Annotated in this window: 22 protein-coding genes and 1 tRNA gene; 5 read left to right on the top strand and 18 right to left on the bottom strand. The window is 58.6% G+C overall.

Annotated features, from left to right (window positions below; genetic code table 11):
• The first annotated feature begins 2 nt into the window (after positions 1 to 2).
• Positions 3 to 1,463, top strand: a complete 1,461-nt coding sequence (gene der / locus AKJ29_RS16725; RefSeq protein ID WP_055192668.1) for a ribosome biogenesis GTPase Der — start codon at positions 3 to 5, stop codon at positions 1,461 to 1,463.
• 239 nt (positions 1,464 to 1,702) lie between these two features.
• Here the strand turns inward: der and AKJ29_RS16720 are convergent, their stop codons facing one another.
• From AKJ29_RS16720 to AKJ29_RS16655, 13 genes are all read right to left on the bottom strand, one after another.
• Positions 1,703 to 2,860: a LysM peptidoglycan-binding domain-containing protein gene (locus tag AKJ29_RS16720; protein ID WP_235477658.1), complete on the bottom strand. Its 1,158-nt coding sequence runs from the start codon at positions 2,858 to 2,860 to the stop codon at positions 1,703 to 1,705.
• A gap of 126 nt (positions 2,861 to 2,986) precedes the next feature.
• Positions 2,987 to 3,643 (bottom strand): protein-L-isoaspartate(D-aspartate) O-methyltransferase, encoded by a 657-nt coding sequence (locus AKJ29_RS16715; RefSeq protein ID WP_055192667.1) that lies wholly within the window; start codon positions 3,641 to 3,643, stop codon positions 2,987 to 2,989.
• Positions 3,640 to 4,425, bottom strand: coding sequence for a 5'/3'-nucleotidase SurE (gene surE, locus AKJ29_RS16710; RefSeq protein WP_055192666.1), 786 nt, complete (start codon positions 4,423 to 4,425; stop codon positions 3,640 to 3,642). The genes AKJ29_RS16715 and surE overlap by 4 nt, the downstream gene beginning before the upstream one ends.
• Positions 4,426 to 4,557: 132 nt before the next feature.
• Positions 4,558 to 5,211 (bottom strand): SDR family NAD(P)-dependent oxidoreductase, encoded by a 654-nt coding sequence (locus AKJ29_RS16705; RefSeq protein ID WP_055192665.1) that lies wholly within the window; start codon positions 5,209 to 5,211, stop codon positions 4,558 to 4,560.
• A 70-nt stretch (positions 5,212 to 5,281) separates the two neighbouring features.
• On the bottom strand, positions 5,282 to 5,767 hold the full coding sequence (locus tag AKJ29_RS16700) for a DUF1284 domain-containing protein (RefSeq protein WP_055192664.1): 486 nt from the start codon (positions 5,765 to 5,767) through the stop codon (positions 5,282 to 5,284).
• 60 nt (positions 5,768 to 5,827) lie between these two features.
• On the bottom strand, positions 5,828 to 7,324 hold the full coding sequence (gene purF / locus AKJ29_RS16695) for an amidophosphoribosyltransferase (RefSeq protein ID WP_235477648.1): 1,497 nt from the start codon (positions 7,322 to 7,324) through the stop codon (positions 5,828 to 5,830).
• A gap of 170 nt (positions 7,325 to 7,494) precedes the next feature.
• Entirely contained in the window at positions 7,495 to 8,061 is a 567-nt protein-coding gene (locus AKJ29_RS16690) for a CvpA family protein (protein ID WP_055192663.1), read from the bottom strand.
• Positions 8,062 to 8,105: 44 nt separating this feature from the next.
• A complete protein-coding gene (gene radA, locus AKJ29_RS16685) occupies positions 8,106 to 9,473 on the bottom strand; it encodes a DNA repair protein RadA (protein ID WP_055192662.1) in 1,368 nt (455 codons plus the stop codon).
• 53 nt (positions 9,474 to 9,526) lie between these two features.
• A complete protein-coding gene (locus tag AKJ29_RS16680; protein ID WP_055192661.1) occupies positions 9,527 to 9,982 on the bottom strand; it encodes a paraquat-inducible protein A in 456 nt (151 codons plus the stop codon).
• A gap of 397 nt (positions 9,983 to 10,379) precedes the next feature.
• A complete protein-coding gene (locus AKJ29_RS16670; protein ID WP_055192659.1) occupies positions 10,380 to 11,126 on the bottom strand; it encodes an ABC transporter ATP-binding protein in 747 nt (248 codons plus the stop codon).
• Complete coding sequence (locus tag AKJ29_RS16665; protein WP_055192658.1) at positions 11,123 to 11,908, bottom strand: MlaE family ABC transporter permease; 786 nt, start codon at positions 11,906 to 11,908, stop codon at positions 11,123 to 11,125. The genes AKJ29_RS16670 and AKJ29_RS16665 overlap by 4 nt, the downstream gene beginning before the upstream one ends.
• Complete coding sequence (alr, locus tag AKJ29_RS16660; protein ID WP_055192657.1) at positions 11,905 to 12,954, bottom strand: alanine racemase; 1,050 nt, start codon at positions 12,952 to 12,954, stop codon at positions 11,905 to 11,907. Before alr ends, AKJ29_RS16665 begins: the two co-directional genes overlap by 4 nt.
• A gap of 102 nt (positions 12,955 to 13,056) precedes the next feature.
• On the bottom strand, positions 13,057 to 14,274 hold the full coding sequence (locus AKJ29_RS16655) for a bifunctional alpha/beta hydrolase/OsmC family protein (protein WP_055192712.1): 1,218 nt from the start codon (positions 14,272 to 14,274) through the stop codon (positions 13,057 to 13,059).
• A gap of 257 nt (positions 14,275 to 14,531) precedes the next feature.
• On the opposite strand from AKJ29_RS16655, the gene AKJ29_RS16650 reads away from it, so the two are divergent.
• Complete coding sequence (locus tag AKJ29_RS16650; protein WP_055192656.1) at positions 14,532 to 15,314, top strand: heme-dependent oxidative N-demethylase family protein; 783 nt, start codon at positions 14,532 to 14,534, stop codon at positions 15,312 to 15,314.
• 580 nt (positions 15,315 to 15,894) lie between these two features.
• Here the strand turns inward: AKJ29_RS16650 and glnA are convergent.
• Entirely contained in the window at positions 15,895 to 17,301 is a 1,407-nt protein-coding gene (gene glnA, locus AKJ29_RS16645) for a type I glutamate--ammonia ligase (protein WP_055192655.1), read from the bottom strand.
• Positions 17,302 to 17,349: 48 nt separating this feature from the next.
• Positions 17,350 to 17,688, bottom strand: a complete 339-nt coding sequence (locus tag AKJ29_RS16640; RefSeq protein WP_055192654.1) for a P-II family nitrogen regulator — start codon at positions 17,686 to 17,688, stop codon at positions 17,350 to 17,352.
• 281 nt (positions 17,689 to 17,969) lie between these two features.
• On the opposite strand from AKJ29_RS16640, the gene AKJ29_RS16635 reads away from it, so the two are divergent.
• Positions 17,970 to 19,571, top strand: coding sequence for a bifunctional ADP-dependent NAD(P)H-hydrate dehydratase/NAD(P)H-hydrate epimerase (locus AKJ29_RS16635; RefSeq protein ID WP_055192653.1), 1,602 nt, complete (start codon positions 17,970 to 17,972; stop codon positions 19,569 to 19,571).
• Here AKJ29_RS16635 and AKJ29_RS16630 read toward each other — a convergent pair.
• Together AKJ29_RS16630 and AKJ29_RS16625 are read right to left on the bottom strand one after the other, a co-directional pair.
• Positions 19,568 to 19,984: a Hint domain-containing protein gene (locus AKJ29_RS16630; RefSeq protein WP_055192652.1), complete on the bottom strand. Its 417-nt coding sequence runs from the start codon at positions 19,982 to 19,984 to the stop codon at positions 19,568 to 19,570. The genes AKJ29_RS16635 and AKJ29_RS16630 overlap by 4 nt on opposite strands.
• 146 nt (positions 19,985 to 20,130) lie before the next feature.
• On the bottom strand, positions 20,131 to 20,628 hold the full coding sequence (locus AKJ29_RS16625; protein WP_161805472.1) for a Hint domain-containing protein: 498 nt from the start codon (positions 20,626 to 20,628) through the stop codon (positions 20,131 to 20,133).
• A gap of 245 nt (positions 20,629 to 20,873) precedes the next feature.
• Here AKJ29_RS16625 and AKJ29_RS16620 point away from each other — a divergent pair.
• Positions 20,874 to 20,958, top strand: a tRNA-Leu gene (locus AKJ29_RS16620).
• Positions 20,959 to 20,980: 22 nt separating this feature from the next.
• Entirely contained in the window at positions 20,981 to 22,312 is a 1,332-nt protein-coding gene (gene tig, locus AKJ29_RS16615; protein WP_055192650.1) for a trigger factor, read from the top strand.
• Between the two features lie 220 nt (positions 22,313 to 22,532).
• Here tig and AKJ29_RS16610 read toward each other — a convergent pair whose 3' ends face one another.
• Positions 22,533 to 22,973, bottom strand: a complete 441-nt coding sequence (locus AKJ29_RS16610; RefSeq protein WP_074963756.1) for a transglycosylase SLT domain-containing protein — start codon at positions 22,971 to 22,973, stop codon at positions 22,533 to 22,535.
• Positions 22,974 to 22,979 lie beyond the last annotated feature (6 nt).

The following is a 22,979-nucleotide window of genomic DNA, read 5'->3' as shown; positions in this document are numbered from 1 at the left end:
ATATGAGCTTTACCCTCGCCATTGTGGGCCGCCCGAATGTGGGCAAATCTACCCTGTTCAACCGACTGGTGGGCAAGCGCCTTGCGCTGGTCGATGACCAGCCCGGTGTGACCCGCGACCTGCGTGAAGGCGAGGCGCGGCTGGGCGATCTGCGCTTTACCGTGATTGATACGGCGGGGTTGGAAGAGGCCACGGATGAAAGCCTGCAGGGGCGGATGCGCCGCCTGACGGAGCGCGCCGTGGAAATGGCCGATGCCTGCCTGTTCATTGTCGATGCGCGGGCCGGGCTTTTGCCAGCTGATGAAGTGTTTGCCGACATCCTGCGCCGCAAGAATGCCCATGTGATCCTTGCGGCAAACAAGGCGGAAGGGAAGGCGGCGGATGCGGGCTATCTCGAAGCCTATGCGCTGGGGCTGGGGGAACCGATCCGCATGTCAGGTGAGCATGGCGAAGGCATGGGGGAGCTGTTGACTGCCCTTGATCCGATTGCGAAAAAATTTGAGGAACGTGCCGCGGAAACGGCTCCGGAAACCGATGTGGATGTTGTCGATGGCGAAGAGGATGACGGTCCGCGCCAGCCGACCGTGGATCGCCCTTTGCAGGTGGCGGTCATTGGCCGGCCCAATGCCGGGAAATCCACGCTGATCAACCAGCTTATCGGCGAGGAGCGGCTGCTCACCGGTCCCGAGGCCGGGATCACACGCGATTCCATTTCGTTGCGGTTCAACTGGGGCGACACGCCCACGCGGATCTTTGACACGGCCGGGATGCGCAAGCGGGCCAAGGTTCAGGAAAAGCTGGAAAAACTGTCTGTTTCAGACGGTCTTCGCGCGGTGAAATTCGCCGAGGTGGTGGTGGTCATGCTTGATGCGGCCATCCCGTTTGAACAACAGGATCTGCGCATCGCCGACCTCGCGGAACGCGAAGGGCGGGCGGTTGTCGTTGCGATCAACAAATGGGACGTGGAGCCGGAAAAACAGGAAAAACTCAAAGAGTTGAAAGAGGCTTTTGCCCGCCTATTGCCGCAACTTCGCGGCGCACCTCTTGTGACAATCTCGGCAAAGACCGGCAAAGGGATGGAGCGCCTGCGAGAGGCGGTTCTGCGCGCGCATGCGATCTGGAACACCCGCATCCGCACCTCTCATCTGAACGGCTGGCTGTCGGAAATGATTGAGGCGCACCCGCCTCCCGCCCCCGGCGGACGTCGCATCAAACTGCGCTATATGACCCAGGTCAAAGCCCGCCCGCCGGCCTTTGTTGTGATGTGTTCGCAGCCGGATAAGCTGCCCGAAAGCTACACCCGTTATCTGGTGAACGGGCTGCGTGAGGATTTTGACATGCCCGGTACGCCGATCCGGCTGACCATGCGTGGGCAAGGGGACAAGAACCCCTACAAGAACCGGAAGAAATCCACGCCTTCCCGGCTGCGCAAGCACCTTGGGAAAGGCCGCGCTGACGAATAAAGTGTTTCGCCTTATTATTGAGACACAATAATGAGGCGAAACGCTCGAAATCTACTGATGTTGCGGGCGTTTCCCGAAACAGGCTCGGGTCTTCGCGCATTTTCCGCCCAAAGCCCCGTCAAAAGAAAAGAGGCCCGCCAAAAGCGCGCCTCTTTTTTTCTTGCCTCCCACATTCCAGAGGACCTTGAAGAGGTGATGGGCAAACCACCTACTTCGTTAAGGTCTTGTGGGGCCGCAGGTTAATTCAGGTAAAGCATCGGATCGACTGGATCCGTCCCTTTGAAGACCAGGAACTGAATGGCGTTATACTGGTTCTTCGTGGCCTTTGCGATCTGCTGGCCGCGTTTCACCTTCTGTCCTTTCCGAACCGAAATGCCTTCGATGAAACTATAGGCGGTCTGGGTGTTGTCCCCGTGATCAATCACCACAATCTCCTCGCCTTCCACGTCTTTCGACACAAGGCGCACAGTGCCTGAGGAGGCCGCTTTGACGGCGTCGCCCGGTTTGGCTGATATGAGGATATAGCCCGCCTTGTCCGCGTCAAACAGGCTGGTCACCTTGCCGGCAACCGGCAGGACCATCTTTGAGGAGGATGCACTTGTGCGTTGATCTTTCATGTCAGGTGACGGGGGCGTTGCAGCCGGTTTCGCCTGGGACGGCTTTTCGTCCGGCAGCGGCTGCGATGCAGATGGCGGGGTGGGGGTCGGGCTGCCCTGCCCGGGTTTGCTGACCTGGGTGGTTGCGGCGGTCGCCTGCACCTTTAGCGGGATCAGCAGGAACTGACCTTCGCGCACGGCAAGATCCGCGCCAAGACCATTCCAGTCGGCAAGCGAGCGGACGGAGACCTGATAAAGACGCGCAATCGAATAAGCGGTCTCTCCGCGCTCAACGCGGTGGCGCAGCGGCTCTTCACCACCGAGGGATGCGGGCGGGCTTGTGGAGGCAACGGCACGGTTGGTGCCAGAGGGAGAGCGGTCAATGGCATCTCCGGCCAATGTCTGGATATCGATCTGACCGCCGGGTTGGATCACACCGGTTGATGGCTCAGCCACACGACGGGGCAGGGCCAGAAGCTCGTCCCGGTTCAGGGGGGTGTTTGCGTCGATCCCATTGTAGCGGGCCAGTTCGTCCGCCGGGAGCCCGATCCGCTTGGCCACGTCGGCCACCGTATCCCCCCGGCGTGCAAGCGCCACCTGATAGGTCGGATAGGCGATCACGCCGCGTGCGTCGGGTTCAGGGCGTGGGGCGGTCCTGGCATTCTGGGCGGCTGCAGCGGTTGACAGGCTGTTATGGGCTGGGCGCAGGTCGAAGTCGAACCCGTTGGTGCAGGCAGTTGTTACGACAACCATGCCAACAATCGGAAGGCCGCGCATGATCCTCATGGGGCGTCGTTTCATTGCTCTTGTCCTCAATCATCGGCCCGTTTGGGCCTGTTTATGTGCCCAGAGGGCGAGTGGCGTACCCTCTGCCGGGGTTTTGCCACGGAAATTTTCGCTTTCCGGCCCCGTTTTCCCTAGGGCCCGCTATTCCTGCCCCAACCCTTCCAACAGGGGCACGAAACGCACCGGCAACAGCTCGTCATAGTCAAACCCATCCTCAAGGCGTGTCACCTTGATCAGGCTCTGGACCGTGTCCGACTGTCCCACCGGCACAATCATGATACCGCCGATTGCCAGCTGCGCCAAGAGGGGGCTGGGCGGGTCTTCCGCCGCAGCCGTGACAATGATGCGGTCAAAAGGCGCCTGGTCCGGCAGGCCGCGGGACCCATCCCCGGTGATGGCGGTGATATTGTGCAGGTCCTGTGCTTCAAAGATCTGCCGGGCTTCCTGCACCAGACGTCTGTGCCGGTCGATCGTATAGACCCGGCGGGCGAGGCGCGACAGGATGGCGGCCTGGTAACCGGATCCGGTGCCAATTTCGAGCACCTTGTCGCGCGGGGTGATCCGGGCGGCCTGCGTCATCAACCCCACCACGGAGGGCTGTGAAATTGTCTGTCCGCAGGCAATTGGCAACGGCATGTCTTCATAGGCGCGTTCAGTGAAAATACCGCGCACAAATGGTCCACGGTCAATTTCTTCCATCGACGTCAGGACGCGTGGATCCGTCACGCCCTTCGTGCGCAACGCGAAAAGAAACTGCATCTTGCGCTCTGCATCCATGCCATTGCCGGGGGAGGTCATGAAAACAGGTCCTTTACCCGGGACAAATGGTCATGTGCGGTCAGGTCAGCGCGCATCGGCGTGACCGAAACATAGCCTGCGAGGTTTTCCGTCACATCCATCTCGGGGTCGGACGGGGTGGCCTGCGGGCCGCCCTTGATCCAGAGGAACTGTCGACCGGACGGGCTTTGATGCGGTTCGGCTGAGAAGGTGGCGTCGTGACGCCAACCCTGCGGCGCGGCTTTCACCCCTTGGACGTTCTCGGCGCTCACCGGGGGGAAATTCACATTGTAGAAGATCTTGTAGTTTTCCTGCGCATCCCAGGGAGCATCTTGCAACAGCTTGCGCACAATCTTCGCGCCATGGGCGCTGGCGGCACCGAATACGCTGTCCAGCCCCTTGGTGCCAGCCCCCATATACTGGCTGAGTGCAATCGCCGGCAGGCCCTGAAGGGCCGCTTCCATCGCTGCGCCCAATGTGCCCGAGTAAAGGGCGTTTTCGGCAGAATTATTGCCCCGGTTTACCCCGGAAATCACCAGATCAGGGCGCTCGGGCAGGACGTGGTGCAGGGCTGCCAGAACGCAATCGGCGGGGCTGCCTTCTGCGGCAAAGCGTCGGGGGCCGTGCTGGGCCACCATGAATGGGTGGGTGTATGAGATACAGTGGCCAACCCCGGATTGCTCAAAGGCGGGGGCCACGATCCAGACCTCGCCATCGGGGCCGGCAATCTCTTTGGCAATGGCTTCGGCCACTTTCAGACCGGGCGCGTTGATGCCGTCGTCATTGGTGATGAGAATGCGCATGTTTGTCCCCGATTTGCCGTTCAATCATAAAAACAATGCCTGCCCCTCATTAGGGCAGGCAGGGAAAAGCGGCAATTGTTTTCAGAATTTGCGCGGCGATATGTGCTTTTCGGGACTCAGGTCGGGAACCGGTTAGGCCAGCCCCACCTCAGCAAGAATGCGGCGGCTTTCATCCTCGACATGTGCCAGGGTGTTGCGATCCTCGCCCGGGTAAAACCGGGTGCGCATTGTTGTGGCCAGCGGTTTCGGCTTTGCCACCACCACGTTCGGGCCAAGCCGTGAGGTCTCAGACGCCCAGCTGTTCACCATCGCCATCTGTGCTGCCTTGGTGGCGCCGTAGCCTGCAAAAAAGCTCTCTCCCGCGTGATCGTCGTGGAAAAACAACGCGGTGCTTTCATCCGTCAGCAGCGGGTTGACCATATGGATCAGGATCCGCGTGGCCTCGACATTGGTTTGCCAGGCCCGGTTCCATCCCTTGTCATCAAGATCAGTGGTTGGCATCAGGGCCGGGCCATAGATTGCGGTATGCGCCCAGGTGTCCACTTTGCCCCAGCGGTCATGGATCGACCGGCACAGATGGGCCATCGCGCCCTTGTCAGTCACATCCAGCGGTGCCAGCGTGGCGCTGCCACCTGCTGCCTGGATCCTGTCGTCAAGCTCTTCCAGCGCGCCTGTGGTGCGGCCCACGGCCATCACGTGATGGGTCTTTGACAGCTCCAGCGCCAAGGCGGCGCCGAGCCCACGGGAGGCGCCGGTGACCAGCGCGATTTTCTTGGTCTCAGTCATGGTTGACCTGTAGCGTTCAGGTTCTGGAATGTCGAGGGGGCCAACACGATCTTGTCTCATTGGGCCTGTGTCATTTCGCCCGCTCCTGCGCCGCCTTCTGACTCGAGGGGGCGAGCGGACGCACCCCGTCATCTTCCAGATCCAATCGGTCATGCAGATCGCGCAGAGCGGTTTCACACAGGCCGTAGCTGAGCCATTGGCACCCCGCGCAGATCGTGTTCAGGTCGCGTGGGCGGACCTTGCGGCGGATGGTCGCCTCGGCCTCACCCCAGGTCAGGGTCTGGCCATAGCGCAGATCCAGCGCGGTCAGATGCTGGCGGTCCAGCGCCTCGATCCCCTCCTGGTTTTGGCATTTTGTGTTGATGCGTTTGGGGCAGGGGCCACAAATGTCATCGGTGTGTCGGATCACTTCAATCTCGACCTGATCGCCGCCGTCTGCGCGCAGGCACCCATTGACGATCCCGTCCATATTGGCGGTGAACCCATCCGAATAGCCCTTGCCCTGAAAGCCAAGGGAACAGAGGAAATGATGTGGGCGAAAGCGTAGCTTGGTCATCTTTCAAGCTTGCCGCAACTTGTTATGGGAGGCAATGGGGCCGGAAAAGCAGGGCAGGGGTCACTCCGCCGCCGCCATCTTGAATCCCTGTTCAATCTTGTCCGAAGGCGTAACCGGATATTCCCCCGAGAAACAGGCGTCGCAATATTGCGGGCAGCTTTTCTTGCGGCCGTCAGCCTCTCCCACCGCGCGGTAAAGCCCATCGAGAGAGATGAATTTCAGGCTGTTGACCTTGAGGTGTTCACACATTTCCTCTTCGCTCATTGTCGCGGCAAGAAGTTTTTCGCGTTCCGGCGTATCGACCCCATAGAAGCAGGGCCAGGCTGTGGGCGGAGAGGCAATGCGGAAATGCACTTCCTTGGCGCCTGCATCCAGGAACATGTCCTTGATCTTGCGGGTTGTGGTCCCGCGCACAACGCTGTCATCGACCAGGATCACCCGTTTGCCCTTGATCAGCGCACGGTTGACGTTGAGCTTGAGGCGGACCCCCATGTTACGGATCGCGTCGGTGGGCTCGATAAAGGTGCGGCCCATATATTGGTTGCGGATAATGCCCATTGCGTAAGGGATGCCGCTTTCCTGGCTATAGCCAATCGCAGACGGTACGCCGCTGTCCGGCACCGGGCAGACCAGATCTGCGTCTACCGCGGCTTCGCGGGCCAGTTCCACACCGATCTGACGGCGGGTTTCATAGACCGAGCGCCCTCCGATAATCGAATCTGGACGCGAGAAATAGACATGTTCGAAGATGCAGAATTTCGATGGCTGCGGTCGGAAGGGGAACCGGCTTTCCACCTCACCATCCGAGATCACCACCATTTCGCCCGGTTCGATTTCACGCACCAGTTCCGCACCGATAATGTCCAGTGCACAGCTTTCAGACGACAGGACCCACCCGTCACCCAAGCGGCCCAGCACAAGCGGGCGCACCCCATGCGGATCACGCACCCCAATCAGCTTGGTGCGGGTCATTGCGACCACCGAAAACGCGCCTTCAACCCGGCGCAGCGCATCTTCAAGCCGTTCGGAGATATTGCGTTGCAGTGAACGGGCCATCAGGTGGATGATGCATTCACTGTCTGAAGAGCTTTGGAAAATCGATCCGCGGTCGATCAGCTCGCGGCGCAGCGCGTGGGCATTGGTAATGTTGCCATTATGGGCAATGGCGGCGCCACCCATGGAAAACTCGCCAAAGAAGGGCTGCACATCGCGGATCACCGCCCCTTTGGAGCCGGCGGTGGAATAGCGCACGTGACCGATCGCAATCGGACCGGGCAGGTGTTTCATCACGCTTTCTTTGGTGAAATTGTCCCGGACATAGCCGAAACGACGGGCCGAGTTGAACCCTTCCTCCGGGTCATGACAGACAATGCCGCCAGCCTCCTGTCCACGGTGCTGCAGCGCGTGCAGGCCAAGGGCGACAAAATTGGATGCATCCTTCAGGCCAATGACGCCAAAGACGCCGCATTCTTCCTTTAGTTTCTCATCATCAAACGGATGGGCAAGAAACGGCTTCATCTGATCCTTGGAAGGGCAGGCGGCGGGCGGTTTGGACATCTCAGTCTCCGATTCCGTGGCGTTGACTTCCTCATAGTGGGTGAAAAGCGTCCTGTCACGAAACTATCATATACAAGAGGCGATTTCTTAACATGGGAGGGAGGCCGAAGGGCCGGGGCGTTGTTTATGTAAAGAAAAACGCGCCGGAAGGCGCGTTTTGTTGACAATACCTATGGTTTTTCCTCGGAGGTGCAGCTGCCCACCAGGGCCTCGTACCGCCCCACGATCCAGCCGGGGGCATCTTCGGGGATCTGTTCGTTGATCTTATCCTGGGTGCGGGCGAAAATCTTGGCCGTGCGTGAGTCATCCACCATCTTGATCGTGTCCGTGGTCACCACCCGGTCATAAACCACCAGCGCAATGGCCACCAACAGCAACCCGCGGGCGACGCCAAAGATGAAGCCAAGCGCCTGATCCAGCCCGCCCAGTGCAGAGCGTTGCACGGCGGAGGAGAACAGCGGCGTAAAGATCGACACCACAACCAGCGCCAGCGCAAAGACACCGGCAAATGCTGCGATCATGCTCAGCTCGCAGCTGTCAGCGATGAAATCGCGCAGCACCGGAACCTCTTTGATTAGTGGCACAGCCTTTGGCGCAAAGATATAGGCGAGAATGGCCGCAGCGATCCAGCCAAGGATCGACATGCCTTCGCGCACAAATCCGCGTGAATAGGCCAGGATGGCCGAGACAAGGATGACCGCCGCAACGATCCCGTCAACAAGAGTAAAGGCTTCCATCTGTCTCTCCGATGTTTTTCGCCATATTTACACGGGGAGGGAGGTTACCCCGCCCCGAAAACTTCACCAACGAATCCGTTCAGATCCGCCATTTTCTGTATGCGTATGCCCTCAACAGCCCCTGTTTTGCTGCGGCTGGGGGTGATGGCTGCGTTGAAACCAAGTTTCAACGCTTCTTTCAACCTGTTTTCGGTCTGCCCCACCGGGCGCAACGCCCCTGATAGACTGATTTCGCCAAAAACCACAGTGTCTTTGGGGATAGCGGCGTCCTCTCGCGCAGACAGTAGCGCCGCCGCCACAGCCAGATCCGCGGCCGGTTCGGATATTTTCATGCCGCCGGCCACGTTCAGATAGACGTCCAGCCCGGCAAAAGGAATGCCGCAACGGGCTTCAAGCACCGCCAGGATCATCGCCAGTCGCCCACCATCCCATCCAAGAACCGAGCGACGTGGCTGGGAATGAGGGGAGGGGGCGACAAGCGCCTGAAACTCGACCAGCACCGGGCGGGTGCCCTCGATGCCCGCAAATACCACGCTGCCCGGTGCCGGATCTTCGCGGTCGGACAGAAACAGCGCCGATGGGTTGCCGACTTCTGACAACCCGCCCCCGGTCATTTCGAAAACGCCAATCTCGTCAGCCGGGCCAAAGCGGTTCTTGACCGCGCGCAGAATGCGGAACTGGTGGCCACGCTCGCCTTCGAAATAAAGCACCGTATCAACCATATGCTCGACCACACGGGGGCCGGCAATCTGGCCCTCTTTGGTCACATGGCCCACCAGTATGACCGAGATGCCACGGGTCTTGGCAAAGGTTGTCAATTCATGTGCCGCGGCGCGCACCTGGCTGACGGAGCCCGGGGCGCTGTCCACATTATCGGCCCACATGGTCTGGATCGAGTCGATGATCGCCAGTCGCGGGCGCTCTTCGTCCAGGGTTGTCAGGATGTTTCTGAGATTGGTTTCGGCGGCAAGGCGCACCGGTGCCTGTCTCAGCCCCAGCCGCTCGGCGCGCATCCGCACCTGGGCAGAGGCCTCTTCGCCCGAAACATAAATCGTATCAAGGCCCGCCTGGGCAAACCGCGCGGCGGCCTGCAAAAGGAGCGTCGATTTTCCGATGCCGGGATCCCCGCCAACCAGAATGGCTGAACCGGGCACCAGCCCGCCCCCCAGCACCCGATCCAGTTCGCCCAGACCGCACAGGGTGCGCGGGGGCGGCGTTTCTTCGGTCGACAGGTCGCTTAAGGCAATGCCGCGCCCGCGTGTTGCCCCAAGGGATTTTGAGGCCGGCCCCGCCGAAAGCGGTTTGTCCTCAACAATCGTGTTCCACTCGCCACATCCATCGCAGCGCCCGGACCATTTGGTAAACACTGCTCCGCAGGCGTTGCAGCTGAAGGAATTGTTGTTCTTTGCCATGGCGAACTTGTGCCCGAGAGGGCAGGCCCATGCAAGGGGGAGTGTTGTTGGGCCTACCCGGTGCTCTTTCCGGTTTGGAACCGTTTCCCGGTCAGAAGCGAGATGGCGAGAGAGGTCAGGATACAGGCGCTGAACAGGTAAAGCCCCCAGGCCACCTCGATCCGGGTGAGGGTCATGCCCTTAGCAACAATGATATAAAGCGCCACAAGAAAGATGTCGGCCATCGCCAGTTTGCCCATCAGGTTGAAAACCGGCAGCATTTTGCGCCGCATCTGTCCAAACTGGATCAACGCAAGCCCCAGCGTTTTCAGAAGGGGGGCGACAACGGCGAAAAACGTGACCAGCAGCGCCAGGAATACATCTTTTGCCCAGAGGGTCTGCAGCCCCGAAATCACGCTGATTTCATCCGTGCCAAAAAATGGAAGGTTCAGGCCCGCGCGCAGGAGCGGGGCAAACCAGGCGATGGGGAAGGCGATGAGAAGGCCGAGGTTGGCTAGGCGGAGGGTCATACGAAAAGACTCTTTTCCATTACGAAGATACACCAGCCCAAAGATAAGGTCATTATTAACCCCACATTCAGAACATAAATATTTGTCCGGCGGGAGTTCGCGGAGTTTATAATCAATTCCCAATGCAGCATATAAGCTGAGAACGATATCCCGATGACCGCTGGTAGGATGACGAGGAGGTTCGATTTCCCCAATGAGAACGTAATTACATTGGTTAGAATTGCATCGGGTACGAAGCCGTAAAGCACAGCTTTTGATAATGGTTTCATCACGTTGAAGGCACGGATTGGTGAAAAGATCAGTCCATGTTTGGCAAGCATAGTGACAAACCAGACGATGAGAACCGGATTGAAGTAGATTCCAGGAATGGAAACCACGAACAACAGAACGGATCTCATCACCTCACCGCTTCAATCGGCCCTTCCGCGCTGCCGGAAATGAACTGGGTCACGTAGGGGTCGCCAGAGGTGTCCATCTCACTCACCGGGCCGGTCCACTGGATCTTGCCAGCATGCAGCATGGCGATCTTGTCTGCGATCACCCGGACCGAAGACATGTCATGGGTGATGGTCATCGCGGTTGCGCCCATTTCCACCACAATCTCGCGGATCAGGTCATTGATCACACCGGACATGATCGGATCGAGCCCGGTGGTGGGTTCGTCAAAGAAAATGATCTCGGGTTCTGCGGCAATGGCACGGGCAAGGCCCACACGTTTCTGCATCCCGCCAGAAAGTTCGGACGGGAACAGATCGGCCACGTCAGGGGTCAGCCCCACGCGGCGCAGCTTTTCAATGGCAATCTCACGGGCTTCTTCCCGCGGGCGTTTCAGCGATCCACGCAACAGGCGAAAGGCGACATTTTGCCAGACAGGAAGACTGTCAAACAGCGCCGCCCCCTGAAACAGCATACCAAATCGGGCCAGAAACGCATCACGCTCCACTTTTGATGTGTCTTCCCCGTCCAGCGTGATCAGCCCGCTATCTTGTTGCATCAATCCAAGAATACATTTGAGCAGCACAGATTTCCCGGTGCCTGATCCACCGATGATCACCATGCTTTCGCCCCTGTTGATCGTAAGGTCAACGTCATCCAGAACGCGTTTCGGACCAAAGGCTTTGTGGACGTTTTTGAGTTCAATCATGAGACAAAGAAAAAGCTGGTGAGAAGGAAGTTGGCGGCGAGGATCATCACGGCGGCGGCCTCGACCGAAGTCTTGGTGGCACGACCGACCCCCTGTGCGCCGCGCCCGGAATTCATACCGTGAAAGCAGCCCATCACGGCGGCGATAAACCCGAACACCGCCCCCTTGACCAGAGAAGATACAATGTCGGCGCTTTCAAGGAAATTCCAGGTGTTGGTGATATAAGCGCCAGGGGCAAAGCCCAGTTGCTTGGTGCCGACGATATAACCCCCCATGATGCCGATCACATCGCCAATCCCAACCAGGGCCGGCACCACCAGAATGGCGGCCAGCACGCGCGGAGCGGTGAGGTATTTCATCGGGTGTGTCGACAGGGTGACCAGCGCATCAATCTGCTCGGTCACCTTCATTGTGGCAATTTCAGCCGCGATGGAGGAGGTGACGCGGGCGGCGATCATCAACCCCACCAGCACCGGACCAAGCTCTCGCACCATGCCAATGGCAACAATCTGCGGCACCACAGCCTCGGCCGAAAACCGCTGTCCGCCGGAATAGATCTGCAGGGCAAGCGCCGCTCCGGTGAAAATGGCGGTCAGCCCCACAACGGGCAGGCTGAAATAGCCGATATTGATCACCGAGGAGAGAAATTCGCGCGGGTAGAAGGGGGGGCGCAGGATATGGCCCAGCGCCTGCCCGGCAAAAATCGCTACCCGACCGATCAGGGCCAGAAAGCCAAGAACCGAGCGGCCGATTGCTGCCAAAGGGGTGGTCAGGGTGGTCATTCCCGGCCCCGTGCATAGCGGCGGGAATAACGTGCGCCCAGCTGTGTCAGAATTTCATAGCCGATGGTCCCGGCCACGGCGGCAAGGTCATCAACGCTTTGATGTTCGCCCAAAAGGGTCAGGGATTTGGGCAGGACGTCCAGATGGGTGATGTCGACGCCGATCATGTCCATCGAAACGCGGCCCAGGATCGGGCAGGGGGTGTCTTCGTGAAACAACACCGCCTTGTTGGAAATCGCGCGATTTACGCCATCCGCATACCCGGCAGCCACCGTGGCTACACGCGTGGGCTGTTCTGCGATCCAGGTGTTTGAATATCCGACACTTTCGCCGATGGCCACGTCGCGGATCTGAATAACCGGGGTGTCCAGTTCCACCACGGGCTGCGCATCTTCATACGGAAATCCGCCATAAAGGCCAATTCCGGGGCGGGTGAGGTCAAAGTGGTAATCGTCCCCCAGCAAAATCCCCCCGGTGGCAGACAGGCTGCGCGGGGCATCAATGCCGTCGGTCATGTCATGAAACGCCATAAGCTGGCGTTTGTTCATCTCGTGGTCCGGTTCATCCGCACAGGCAAGGTGGCTCATGACCAGACGCGGCCCCTGCGCCAGACAGATGTCGCGCAAGGCTGCCCACTCGCCCGGTTCCATGCCAAGGCGGTTCATGCCGGTATCAAGCTGGACCCCAAACGGGTGCCCGGGCAGGGCTTCGAAATGGCGGGTGACCTGTTCGACCGAGTTCAGCATCGGCACAAGACCCAGATCATGGATCATGTCGGTGTCGCCGGACATGTGGCCGGAAAACACGCTGATTTCCGGTCCCGGTCCCAAGGCTTCGCGCAGGGCAGCCCCTTCTTCAGCGGCGGCGACAAAAAAGCGGCGTGCGCCTGCGGCGGCCAGCGCCCGCGCGGTTTTTGCCACACCCAACCCATAGGCATCGGCCTTGACCACCGCGGCGGTCTGCACGTCATTTGCGGTTTTCGCATCCAGTGCCCGCCAGTTTGCGGCCACGGCATCAAGATCAATTGTCAGTTTACCAGTGCTCATGCTCAGCGTTTTCGTAAGGCGGGCGGACGAGGTCAAGGCAAAACGGCATTCGCACGGCAAGGAGCGGTATTTTCACCTGAATTGTGGCGGGAATGACCAGGCTTATGCCTCGACCAGCACGGTCTCCACTTCACTTGTGCCTTCAAGTGTGCGGTGCACCGGGCAGCGATCAGCAATTTCCAGAAGTCGAAGCCGCTGGTCCTGGCTGAGCGGTCCGTCCAACATCACCTCGCGGCGGAACTTGTCGATCTTTGCCCGTGTGCTGGTGTCGGCATCCTGCGCGTGAACCTTGTTATGGCTGACATCCACCCGCACATGGGTCAGCGGCCAGCCTTTGCGGCGCGCATACATGCGGATGGTCATGGACGTGCAGGCCCCAAGCCCGGCTGAGAGAAACCCGTAAGGCGACATGCCCTTGTTGGTGCCGCCATAGGCCATTGGTTCATCGGCCTGGGTGTGATGAAAAGGTCCGGCCTGAATGTCTTGCAAAAAACCGTCTGCATCTGCTTCGGCCACCCGGACGATGCCCTCTGGCGCGCCTATCGGAGGGGCCGGTGGGGTCAGGTCGATGTAACGGGTTGCCCAGGCCGAAATCACCTCGGCCACATATTCCGCATCCGCCTGTCGGGTGATCAGATGGTCGGCATCATCAAGGGTGATAAAGCTTTTCGGATGCTTGGCCGCGATGAAAATCTTCGCGGCATGGTCAATCGAGACCACTTCGTCGCGCGGGGCATGCAGCACCAGCAGGGCGGCATTCAGATTATGGATGGCCTCATCGATCTTCTGCTCCTGCAAATCATCAACAAGGCTTTGTCGAAGGGTGAACGGGCGACCGCCAAGTTGGACACGGGCTGTTCCCTCGGCGTTGAGATCGGGCAGGGCGGTTTCAAATTGCCGGATGACATTGGCAGGCGTCGAGGGCGCGCCGATGGTCACGACGGCCTGCGTATCCGGTAATTGTGCCGCCGCCCGGAGGATGGCTGCGCCCCCCAGCGAGTGACCAATCAGGAGGTCCGGGGCCATACCGCGCGCTTTCAAAGCCTGTGCGGCGAGCAGGATATCTTCTACATTCGAAGAAAAATGGGTGTGTTCAAACGCGCCATCTGACTGCCCCAACCCGGTGAAGTCAAACCGCAAAACGGCGATGCCCAGCCCGGCAAGGCGATCCGCGATGCGTCGGGCGGCCGCAATATCCTTGCCGCAGGTGAAGCAATGGGCAAACAGGGCAGTGCCCAGATGCGGTCCCGAAGGCAGGTTCAGCCGCCCCGCCAGATCATGTCCGCCATGCCCTTTGAAAGTGAAACGCTCGGTCGGCATCCTCAGATCCTTTTTCTTGCCGGTCCCGGTGGTTGGGGCCGGTGTTCCTTTTCCCAGAGCCCGTCCGACAAGGGACTGACCAGTGTTGCCCTGAGATTGGGGGCAGATGCCCCAGGTCTCAAGGGATTGTTGTGCAAATGCACAGGAACGTGAGGGGACGTGACAAAAGGCGTCCGTCACGGCACGGCCCCGCTTGTCAGCCCAACCGGGCTTTGTCACGGTGGGGCGGATCAAATGTCCAGAAGCATGAAGTTAGAATGGTCGAAATTTGCCAACTGGAACTGCCATTTCGTCCATGGGAGGATGAGCATACTCGCCGCCTGCCAGGACTGACTCCGACCGCTCCCGGGGAATGGCTTTGGGTTGATGATGCCTATGGCGCCCAGATGAACCACCGCCGTCAGCTGATGTCAGACAAGGGGGATGCCGTGCACCGCCTGTCGGAAACGGCCCTGCCTGCCGCACAAGAGCTTTTAGAGACGGTATTGGAGGAATTGCGTGCGCGCAGTGACTTCGAAATCCACGCCGAGAGGGTGATATGTCCCGACGGGGCGCAAATTGAGATCAATCGCGCTGCACCGCTCCTGACCGTCGGAGCCTTGGTTCAGGAAGATTTTGTTATCATGGAAAAGATCGGGGATGAGCACGTGCTGACCGGGGCAATCCTGTGCTTTCCTGCCAGCTGGACGCTGGAGCAGAAATTCCTGCAACCCATGACCCGTATTCATGTGCCGGTTGAGGAATATACGCCCGAAATTGCCCGCCGGGTTCAGCGCCTGTTTGACGGTATTCAGGTTGGCCGCCCGATGTGGCGGGCGAATGCTCTGGTTTACGGGGATCCTGAACTGCATCAACCGCGCCGGGAAGGGGAGAAGAGGGACCCGGTGCAGTCAGGGCGCAAATTTCTGCGGGTGGAGCGGCAAGGAATGCGACGCCTGCCGAAGACACGTGCCGTGATCTTTTCGATCCACAGCTTTGTCCTGCGCGATACGCGGTTGGCGGAGCTTGGGATCAGTTTACCACAACCCGAGTGGGTCTGACATTCTGGTCACTCTGCGCCTAAAGTGTTTCGCCTTATTATTGAGACACAATAATGAGGCGAAACGCTCGAAACCTACTGATGTCGCGGGCGTTTCGAAATCAACTTGTGTCTCAAGTTAATCTCGAAACGCTTTAGTGTCAGCAGCCAACGGGGATTTCGACAAACCCTTGTTGCGGGGTCCAACGGCGGATTGTGCGCGGCGGATTGGCTGAGCGACGTTGGGGGAAGAGCCGGGAAAACAGGTTTCCGGACCGTGTCATCGGGGTCCGTTTCTTATGTTTTGGTGCAAAGAGGGGCATGGCTAAGGTCTCAATTGGTTTCAGGGCATTCAGGCGCGGGTTGGGGGTCTTCTGACCTCAGAATGCCTCGTGAATATGCAGTTTACGGGAAAGAAATACGGCTAAAATGGACCAATTGCATGCCGATATGGCTGGCGGTGCCTCAGGTCTTAAGCTGTGTTAACCCTGTTTTCCGCCCCTTCTACTGGCGGAACTTCAATACCAAGCCGGGGCAAAAATGGCTTCTAAAAAGGAAAGGGCGCCCGAAGGCGCCCTTGGTGTGATGAACCGCAAAAGCGATCAGCAGCTGTAGTAAAGCTGGAATTCGATCGGGTGCGGGGTGTGTTCGTAGGCGTAAACCTCATCCCATTTCAGGTCGAGATACCCGTCGATCTGGTCTTTGGTGAACACGTCACCGGCCAGCAGGAAGTCGTGATCAGCAGCCAGTGAATCCAGTGCTTCACGCAGGCTGGAACAGACCGTCGGGATGCCTTCCAGCTCTTCCGGCGGCAGATCATAAAGGTTCTTGTCCTGAGCGGGGCCTGGATCGATCTTGTTCTTGATGCCGTCAAGGCCAGCCATCAGCAGGGCGGCAAAGCACAGGTAGGGGTTCGCGGCCGGATCGGGGAAGCGGGCTTCCACGCGCTTGGCTTTCGGGCTTTCGGTCCACGGAATACGCACGCAACCCGAACGGTTCGAGGCCGAATAGGCGCGCAGAACCGGGGCTTCAAAGCCGGGGATCAGGCGTTTGTAGCTGTTGGTCGACGGGTTGGTGAAAGCGTTCAGGGTCTTGGCGTGTTTCAGAACACCACCGATGAACCACAGCGCCTCTTGCGACAGGTCGGCGTATTTGTCGCCTGCGAACAGCGGCTTACCGTCTTTCCAGATCGACATGTTCACGTGCATGCCGGTGCCATTGTCACCCGAGATCGGCTTCGGCATGAAGGTCGCCGACTTGCCATAAGCGTGGGCCACGTTGTGGATGATGTATTTGTATTTCTGCAGCTCGTCAGCCTGTTTGGTCAGGGTGTCGAAGATCAGACCCAGCTCGTGCTGACACGACGCCACCTCGTGGTGGTGTTTGTCGGTTTTCATGCCCAGCGACTTCATGGTCGACAGCATTTCACCGCGGATGTCCTGTGCATCGTCAATCGGGTTGACCGGGAAATAACCGCCCTTGACGCCCGGACGGTGGCCCGAGTTGCCCATTTCATAATCGGTGTCGGTGTTCCACGAGGCGTCCACGGCGTCCACTTCGTAAGACACTTTGTTGATGCCAACCTGGTAACGCACGTTGTCGAACAGGAAAAACTCTGCTTCCGGCCCCATGTAAGCCACATCGCCAATACCCGACGACTTCAGGTAGGCCTCGGCTTTTTCGGCGGTGCCGCGCGGGTCACGGCCGTATTTCTCACCGGTGTCCGGCTCCACGATGGAGCAGTGCACGCAGAGCGTTTTTTCGGCATAGAACGGATCAACATAGGTGCTGTTGGTGTCCGGCATCAGTTTCATGTCGGAGTTTTCGATCGACTTCCAACCGGCAATCGACGACCCGTCGAACATGAAGCCTTCTTCCAGGAAGTCCTCATCCACCAGATCGCTGTCCACGGTCACGTGCTGCAGCTTGCCGCGCACGTCGGTGAAGCGGATGTCGACATAGGCGATGTCTTCGTCCTTGATTTGCTTGAGTACGGCTTGTGTGCTCATTGCTTTTTCCTTTGTTTCAGAAACTTGGATGCCCGGGAAAGGGGCGGATTACACGGCGTCCAGACCGGTTTCACCGGTGCGGATGCGAATGGCTTGTTCAACGGGGGAGACAAAGATTTTACCGTCACCGATCTTGTCGGTCTTGGCGGCCTCAACGATGGCTTCGATGGCTTCGTCCACCTGATCGGCGGGCAGAACCACTTCGATCTTCACTTTGGGCAGGAAATCGACCACGTATTCGGCGCCGCGATACAGCTCGGTATGACCTTTCTGGCGGCCAAACCCCTTCACTTCGATCACCGACAGACCTTGAACGCCGATGTCCTGAAGCGCTTCTTTCACCTCGTCCAGTTTGAACGGTTTGATGATCGCTTCGATCTTTTTCATCTGGCTTCCCCCAATGGCAGTTTGCGTGTTAAAGCGTCTTGCTTTTTGCCTGGCCTCAGGAGAAAGCAAAACGCAGCACAACAGATCTACGTTCCGATCGTTTCGCCCCAAATCAGTGATACAGATTTCTGGCGAAACGCTTTAGAAGTAGACAGACCATGTTCCCTGTGGCCGGACAATTGTTGGCCTCTGTTACGGCGCGCAGCTGTGCCAGTTTTTGGGTATCTGCACAAAATTTAGGCGACATGGCGTGAAATTGTGCAATTGTAGAAAGGATCGAGATGACGGAATTGCTGACAGCGGCCCAAATGCGGGCGATCGAGCAAGCGGCCATCGACTCAGGCGAGGTCACCGGGCTTGAGCTGATGGAGCGCGCGGGCAGGGGCGTGGTCGAGGCGATTTTCGAGGAATGGCCCGAACTTGCAAAGACCTCTCACAAAGCGGTGGTGCTGTGCGGGCCGGGGAACAACGGCGGCGATGGGTTCGTTGTGGCACGGCTGTTGAAAGAATGGGGCTGGGAGGTTGAGGTGTTTCTGTATGGGGACGCCGAGAAGTTGCCCCCGGACGCGCGGGTGAACTATGAACGGTGGGTGGAGTTGGGTGAGGTTGAAACACTACCGAATAACTACGAACCTTCGGTGCATCGCCCAGCAATTGTGGTGGACGCTCTGTTTGGAACAGGTCTTACCCGCCCAATTGAAGACATTAGATTTACGCTGTTGGATATGTATGACTGCGTTGATGCAGGTTGCTACCAACGCCTCGAAGAAAGGGACGCCAGTTGGCCCCCAATCGTGTCTGTCGATATTCCCAGCGGTCTATGTAGTGACAGTGGAAAAGTGCTTGTTCCGTCGGCAGGCGAACCCGATTTGTCGACAACGTTGGAGGCGATGGCGACTCTTGCCGATCTAACGGTTACGTTTCACCGGGCTAAACTTGGGCACCACTTGTATACGGGAGCTAAGCGGTCTCACAAATTGAAGCTGGTGGACATAGGTTTGCGTTCTTGGCTCAAAGGATCGGCCAAACAAACCGGTAACACATTTGGTTTTGATAAATATCGGCACCGCAACGACCACAAATTCTCCCACGGCCACGCCCTCATCCTGTCTGGCCCCTCTGGCAAAGGCGGCGCAGCCCGTCTTGCCGCCCGTGGCGCACTCCGCATCGGGGCAGGGCTTGTCACCGTCGCCCCGACACCCGGTGCGCTGCAAGAAAACGCAGCACGGTTGGACGCAATCATGTTGTCTCCGGTGGGGGATGCGCAGGTGTTGCAGGCTGTGCTGGCGGATGAGCGGCTCAATGCGCTGTGCCTTGGTCCCGGCTTGGGCGTGGAGCGTGCGCGGGACTTGGTGCCGGTGGCCTTGGCCGCGAAACGCGCGACGGTGCTGGATGCGGATGCTCTGACGGCATTTAGGGACGATCCGTCTGTGCTGTTCGACATGCTGCACGAGAACTGCGTGCTGACCCCTCATGCGGGCGAGTTCGCGCGGCTGTTCCCTGACATTGCCGAGAAGCTGAACGCGCCCGCCACCAAAGGCCCGGCATACTCCAAAGTGGATGCAACGCGCGAGGCGGCGGTGCGGTCTGGCTGTGTGGTTCTGTTCAAGGGAGCGGATACGGTGATTGCGGCCCCGGATGGGCAATGTTCAATCAATTCAGCGCATTATGAAAGAGCTGTGCCCTGGCTTGCGACAGCGGGGGCTGGGGATGTGTTGGCCGGGTTTATCACCGGGCTGTTGGCGCGGGGATTTTCGCCAATGCAGGCCGCCGAAACGGCCGCCTGGCTGCATGTGGAATGCGCGTTGGATTTCGGCCCCGGGCTGATCGCGGAGGATCTGTCGGAGATGTTGCCAAAGGTGTTTCGGAAAATCGGGGCTTAACCCGTCGTCAGCTCAGCACCGTTTGCGTATATGACATGGTTGCGGTCGAAGATGAGGCGATAGATCGTCGTTTTTTCCAGAGTTCCCCGCACTTCGCCTGCCAGACTGCTGACGCTGACCAGAGAAGTTTTCTCGCCACGCAGCAGGATGGCCTGCTCAGCGGCCACGCGGGTGTCACGTTCCGGCATGTTCGCACCGAGGCTGCCTTTCTGGATGAGCGCGCTTTTGGCGGTGCTCTGCTCAATCGCGCGCAACGGTTGGGCTCCGACATCACGTGTGATGATGCGGTCGCCTTCGCGCAGGTCTTCCACGGCGACCTCGCCACGCAACGTCAGGACGATCGTACCTTTCGTGAGGCCCGTCTGGGCAGGTGTGGCGTCGTGAAATACGTTGTTGCTGGTCAAGGCAGTCATGGCAGCACCCTTTTACATCAGTTCGGATTTATCCCTGAGTAACCATTTGCTTGGAAATGGGGCAGAATTGGGGCAGCGGTGAGGTTTGTTAATGTGGCTGTTGCGCATTTGGAGGCAATGCGCCGAAGTGCGCGGCATTGTTTCCATCAAGCCCCTTTCAGCGCGGGGAGGGGCGTAGATGACATGTCCCGGCCATTGATGCGGATCAGATGACGTTTTGCGAAATGCAACTGAAATAGAGTGACTGTGCCTGCCCCAGTCGGGCGGCTGAACAGTTCTCCATCCACAAGGCAATGTGCTGCCACAAGCGTTTGTTCTTTTCCAAACATGGCTTTTGCCATCCAGCCCCGGAGCAGAATAGGTTGGTTTGGTGCTACGTGAAAGGCGTCCTTTCCGGACATTCCAAACATCGCTGTTGGATTGATGCGGATCATGTCCTGCAGGTGCATCGTCTTTCGGCTGATGGCACGAAGACGGACAACACCTACATCTGCGGCCACCAGACGCTCTCCGGCCTTGATCTCGGTGATCGGCTTTTCACCTGACAATGTCAAAACCCGCGCATCTGCGCCAATACCGGAAGAATAAATATGTCGGGCCTGTCGATCATATGCCGAAACAAGCCCCCGTGTTTGAAACGTCATGGGGACACCACCTGCATCTTTGTTTTTGCCCTCTTGCGGGGCGCTGCTCTTTAGATACTGACGATAGGCCAACAAACGGTTAAGGGCGACGATTTTTCCGGGCAGATGGAAAATCATCAAAGCAACGTGGCAAAGCGGACTCACTTTGCGATTTTTCCTCTCGCATCCCTCGGCGTCCTTTGCTAGAAGGGCGCGAATTCGGCGTCCGGTCAGACAGAAATCAACCGGTGCGCCGTTAAGGTTATGCGGGTGTGGCGAAATTGGTAGACGCACCAGATTTAGGTTCTGGCGCCGCGAGGCGTGGGGGTTCAAGTCCCTCCACCCGCACCAAAGATGAAAGAAGGACAACGACATGCAGGTCACCGAGACCCTGAATGAAGGCCTGAAACGCGGTTACAAAATCGTGGTTCCCGCGGCCGATCTGGACGCAAAGGTCAATGAAAAGCTGGCCGAGGCGCAGCCGGAAGTGGAGATGAAAGGTTTCCGCAAGGGCAAGGTGCCGATGGCGCTTCTGAAAAAGCAGTTTGGTCAGCGCCTGATGGGCGAAGCCATGCAGGAATCGATTGATGGTGCGATGAACAAGCACTTCGAGGAAAGCGGCGACCGTCCGGCTCTGCAGCCCGATGTGAAAATGACCAACGAAGATTGGAAAGAAGGCGACGACGTCGAGGTTGAAATGACCTACGAAGCTCTGCCGGAAATTCCGGAAGTCGACCTGAAGGGCATCAAGCTCGAGAAACTGGTTGTGAAGGCTGGTGACGCTGATATGGACGAAGCTCTGGGCAACCTGGCTGAAACCGCGCAGGACTTCAAAGCCCGCAAAAAGGGATCGAAAGCCAAAGACGGTGACCAGGTTGTGATCAACTTCCTGGGCAAAGTGGACGGCGAAGCCTTTGAAGGCGGCGCTGGCGACGATTACCCGCTGGTTCTGGGCTCGAATTCGTTCATTCCGGGGTTCGAAGACCAACTGGTTGGTGCCAAGGCCGGTGAAGAAGTGGAAGTCAAAGTGACCTTCCCCGCTGAATACGGCGCTGAGCACCTGGCTGGTAAAGATGCCGTGTTCGAATGCACCGTGAATGAGGTGAAGGAACCGGTTGCCGCAGAAATCAATGATGAGCTGGCCCAGAAATTCGGTGCCGAAGGCCTCGAGGCTCTGAAAACTCAGATCGCCGAGCGTCTTGAAGCTGAGTTCGGCGGTGCAGCCCGTGCCGTGATGAAGCGTGGCCTGCTGGATGAGCTGGACAAGCTGGTTGAGTTCGACCTGCCGCCGTCGCTGCTGGATGCAGAAGCCAAGCAGATCGCTCATCAGCTGTGGCATGAGGAAAACCCGGAAGTGGAAGGCCACGACCACCCGGAAGTTGAACCCACCGACGAGCACAACAAACTGGCCGGACGTCGTGTGCGCCTTGGTCTGCTGCTGGCCGAACTGGGCCAGAAAAACGAGATCCAGGTCTCTGATGCAGAGTTCACCCAGGCGATCATGAACCAGGCGCGTCAATACCCGGGGCAGGAGCGTCAGTTCTTTGAATTCGTTCAGCAAAACCCGCAGATGCGCCAGCAGATCCAGGCACCGCTGTTCGAAGATAAGGTCATTGACTACATCTTTGAACTGGCTGATGTGTCGGAAAAAGAAGTGTCGAAAGACGATCTTCAAAAGGCCGTTGAGGCGCTGGAAGACGAATAAGACGGGCATTCCCGCTTATGAAAAGGCCGTCCCGCTTGGGGCGGCCTTTTTTGTGCCGGTTCGAACGGGAACGATCCCCGGCCTTTTTGCCGCATTTTCTGGTCAAAAATATCCTGGGTGAATTGGCCCCCAAAGGGGACAAGAGGGGCAAGGCCCCTTCCCGAGCGAAGCGAGGCCACGCCCAAGCCTGTCGGCCAAAGGCCGTAAAGACGCGGGAGTATTACCCCGGTCGCAGCCCCGTTTCCACCAGCAGCCCCAGCCGCTTTGCCTCATAATAATAGCCGCGTGCGTACCATTTCATTGCGCCTTCAATGCTGCCATTCGACACCAGATAAGCACCTTTCAGGTATTTCCCTGCATATTTCAGGTTCACATCTGGGTCGAGCAGCTCTTCTGCCGGGCCTCGATGGCCCATGGTGCGGGCGGTCTGGGGCAGGATCTGCAACAGCCCCCAATAGGGTCCGTTGCGCGCCCAGGGGCGGTGGGTGCTTTCGCGCACGGCCTGGCGATGCACCAGCTCGCGCGGGATCTGGTAATGGTCGGCCCATTTGTTGATCAGGGCGCGCAGTTCGGGGGTCTCGTTGGGATAGAGCGGTGGGTTGAACGCATCCGCCCCGGTAGAGTGTCTGGAATCACCCTGTCTGTGGCGGCCGCAGCCAATTAGTGG

The organism is Aliiroseovarius crassostreae (assembly GCF_001307765.1).
Taxonomy (GTDB): Bacteria; Pseudomonadota; Alphaproteobacteria; order Rhodobacterales; family Rhodobacteraceae; genus Aliiroseovarius; species Aliiroseovarius crassostreae.
This window is presented reverse-complemented; position numbering and strand designations above follow the sequence as displayed.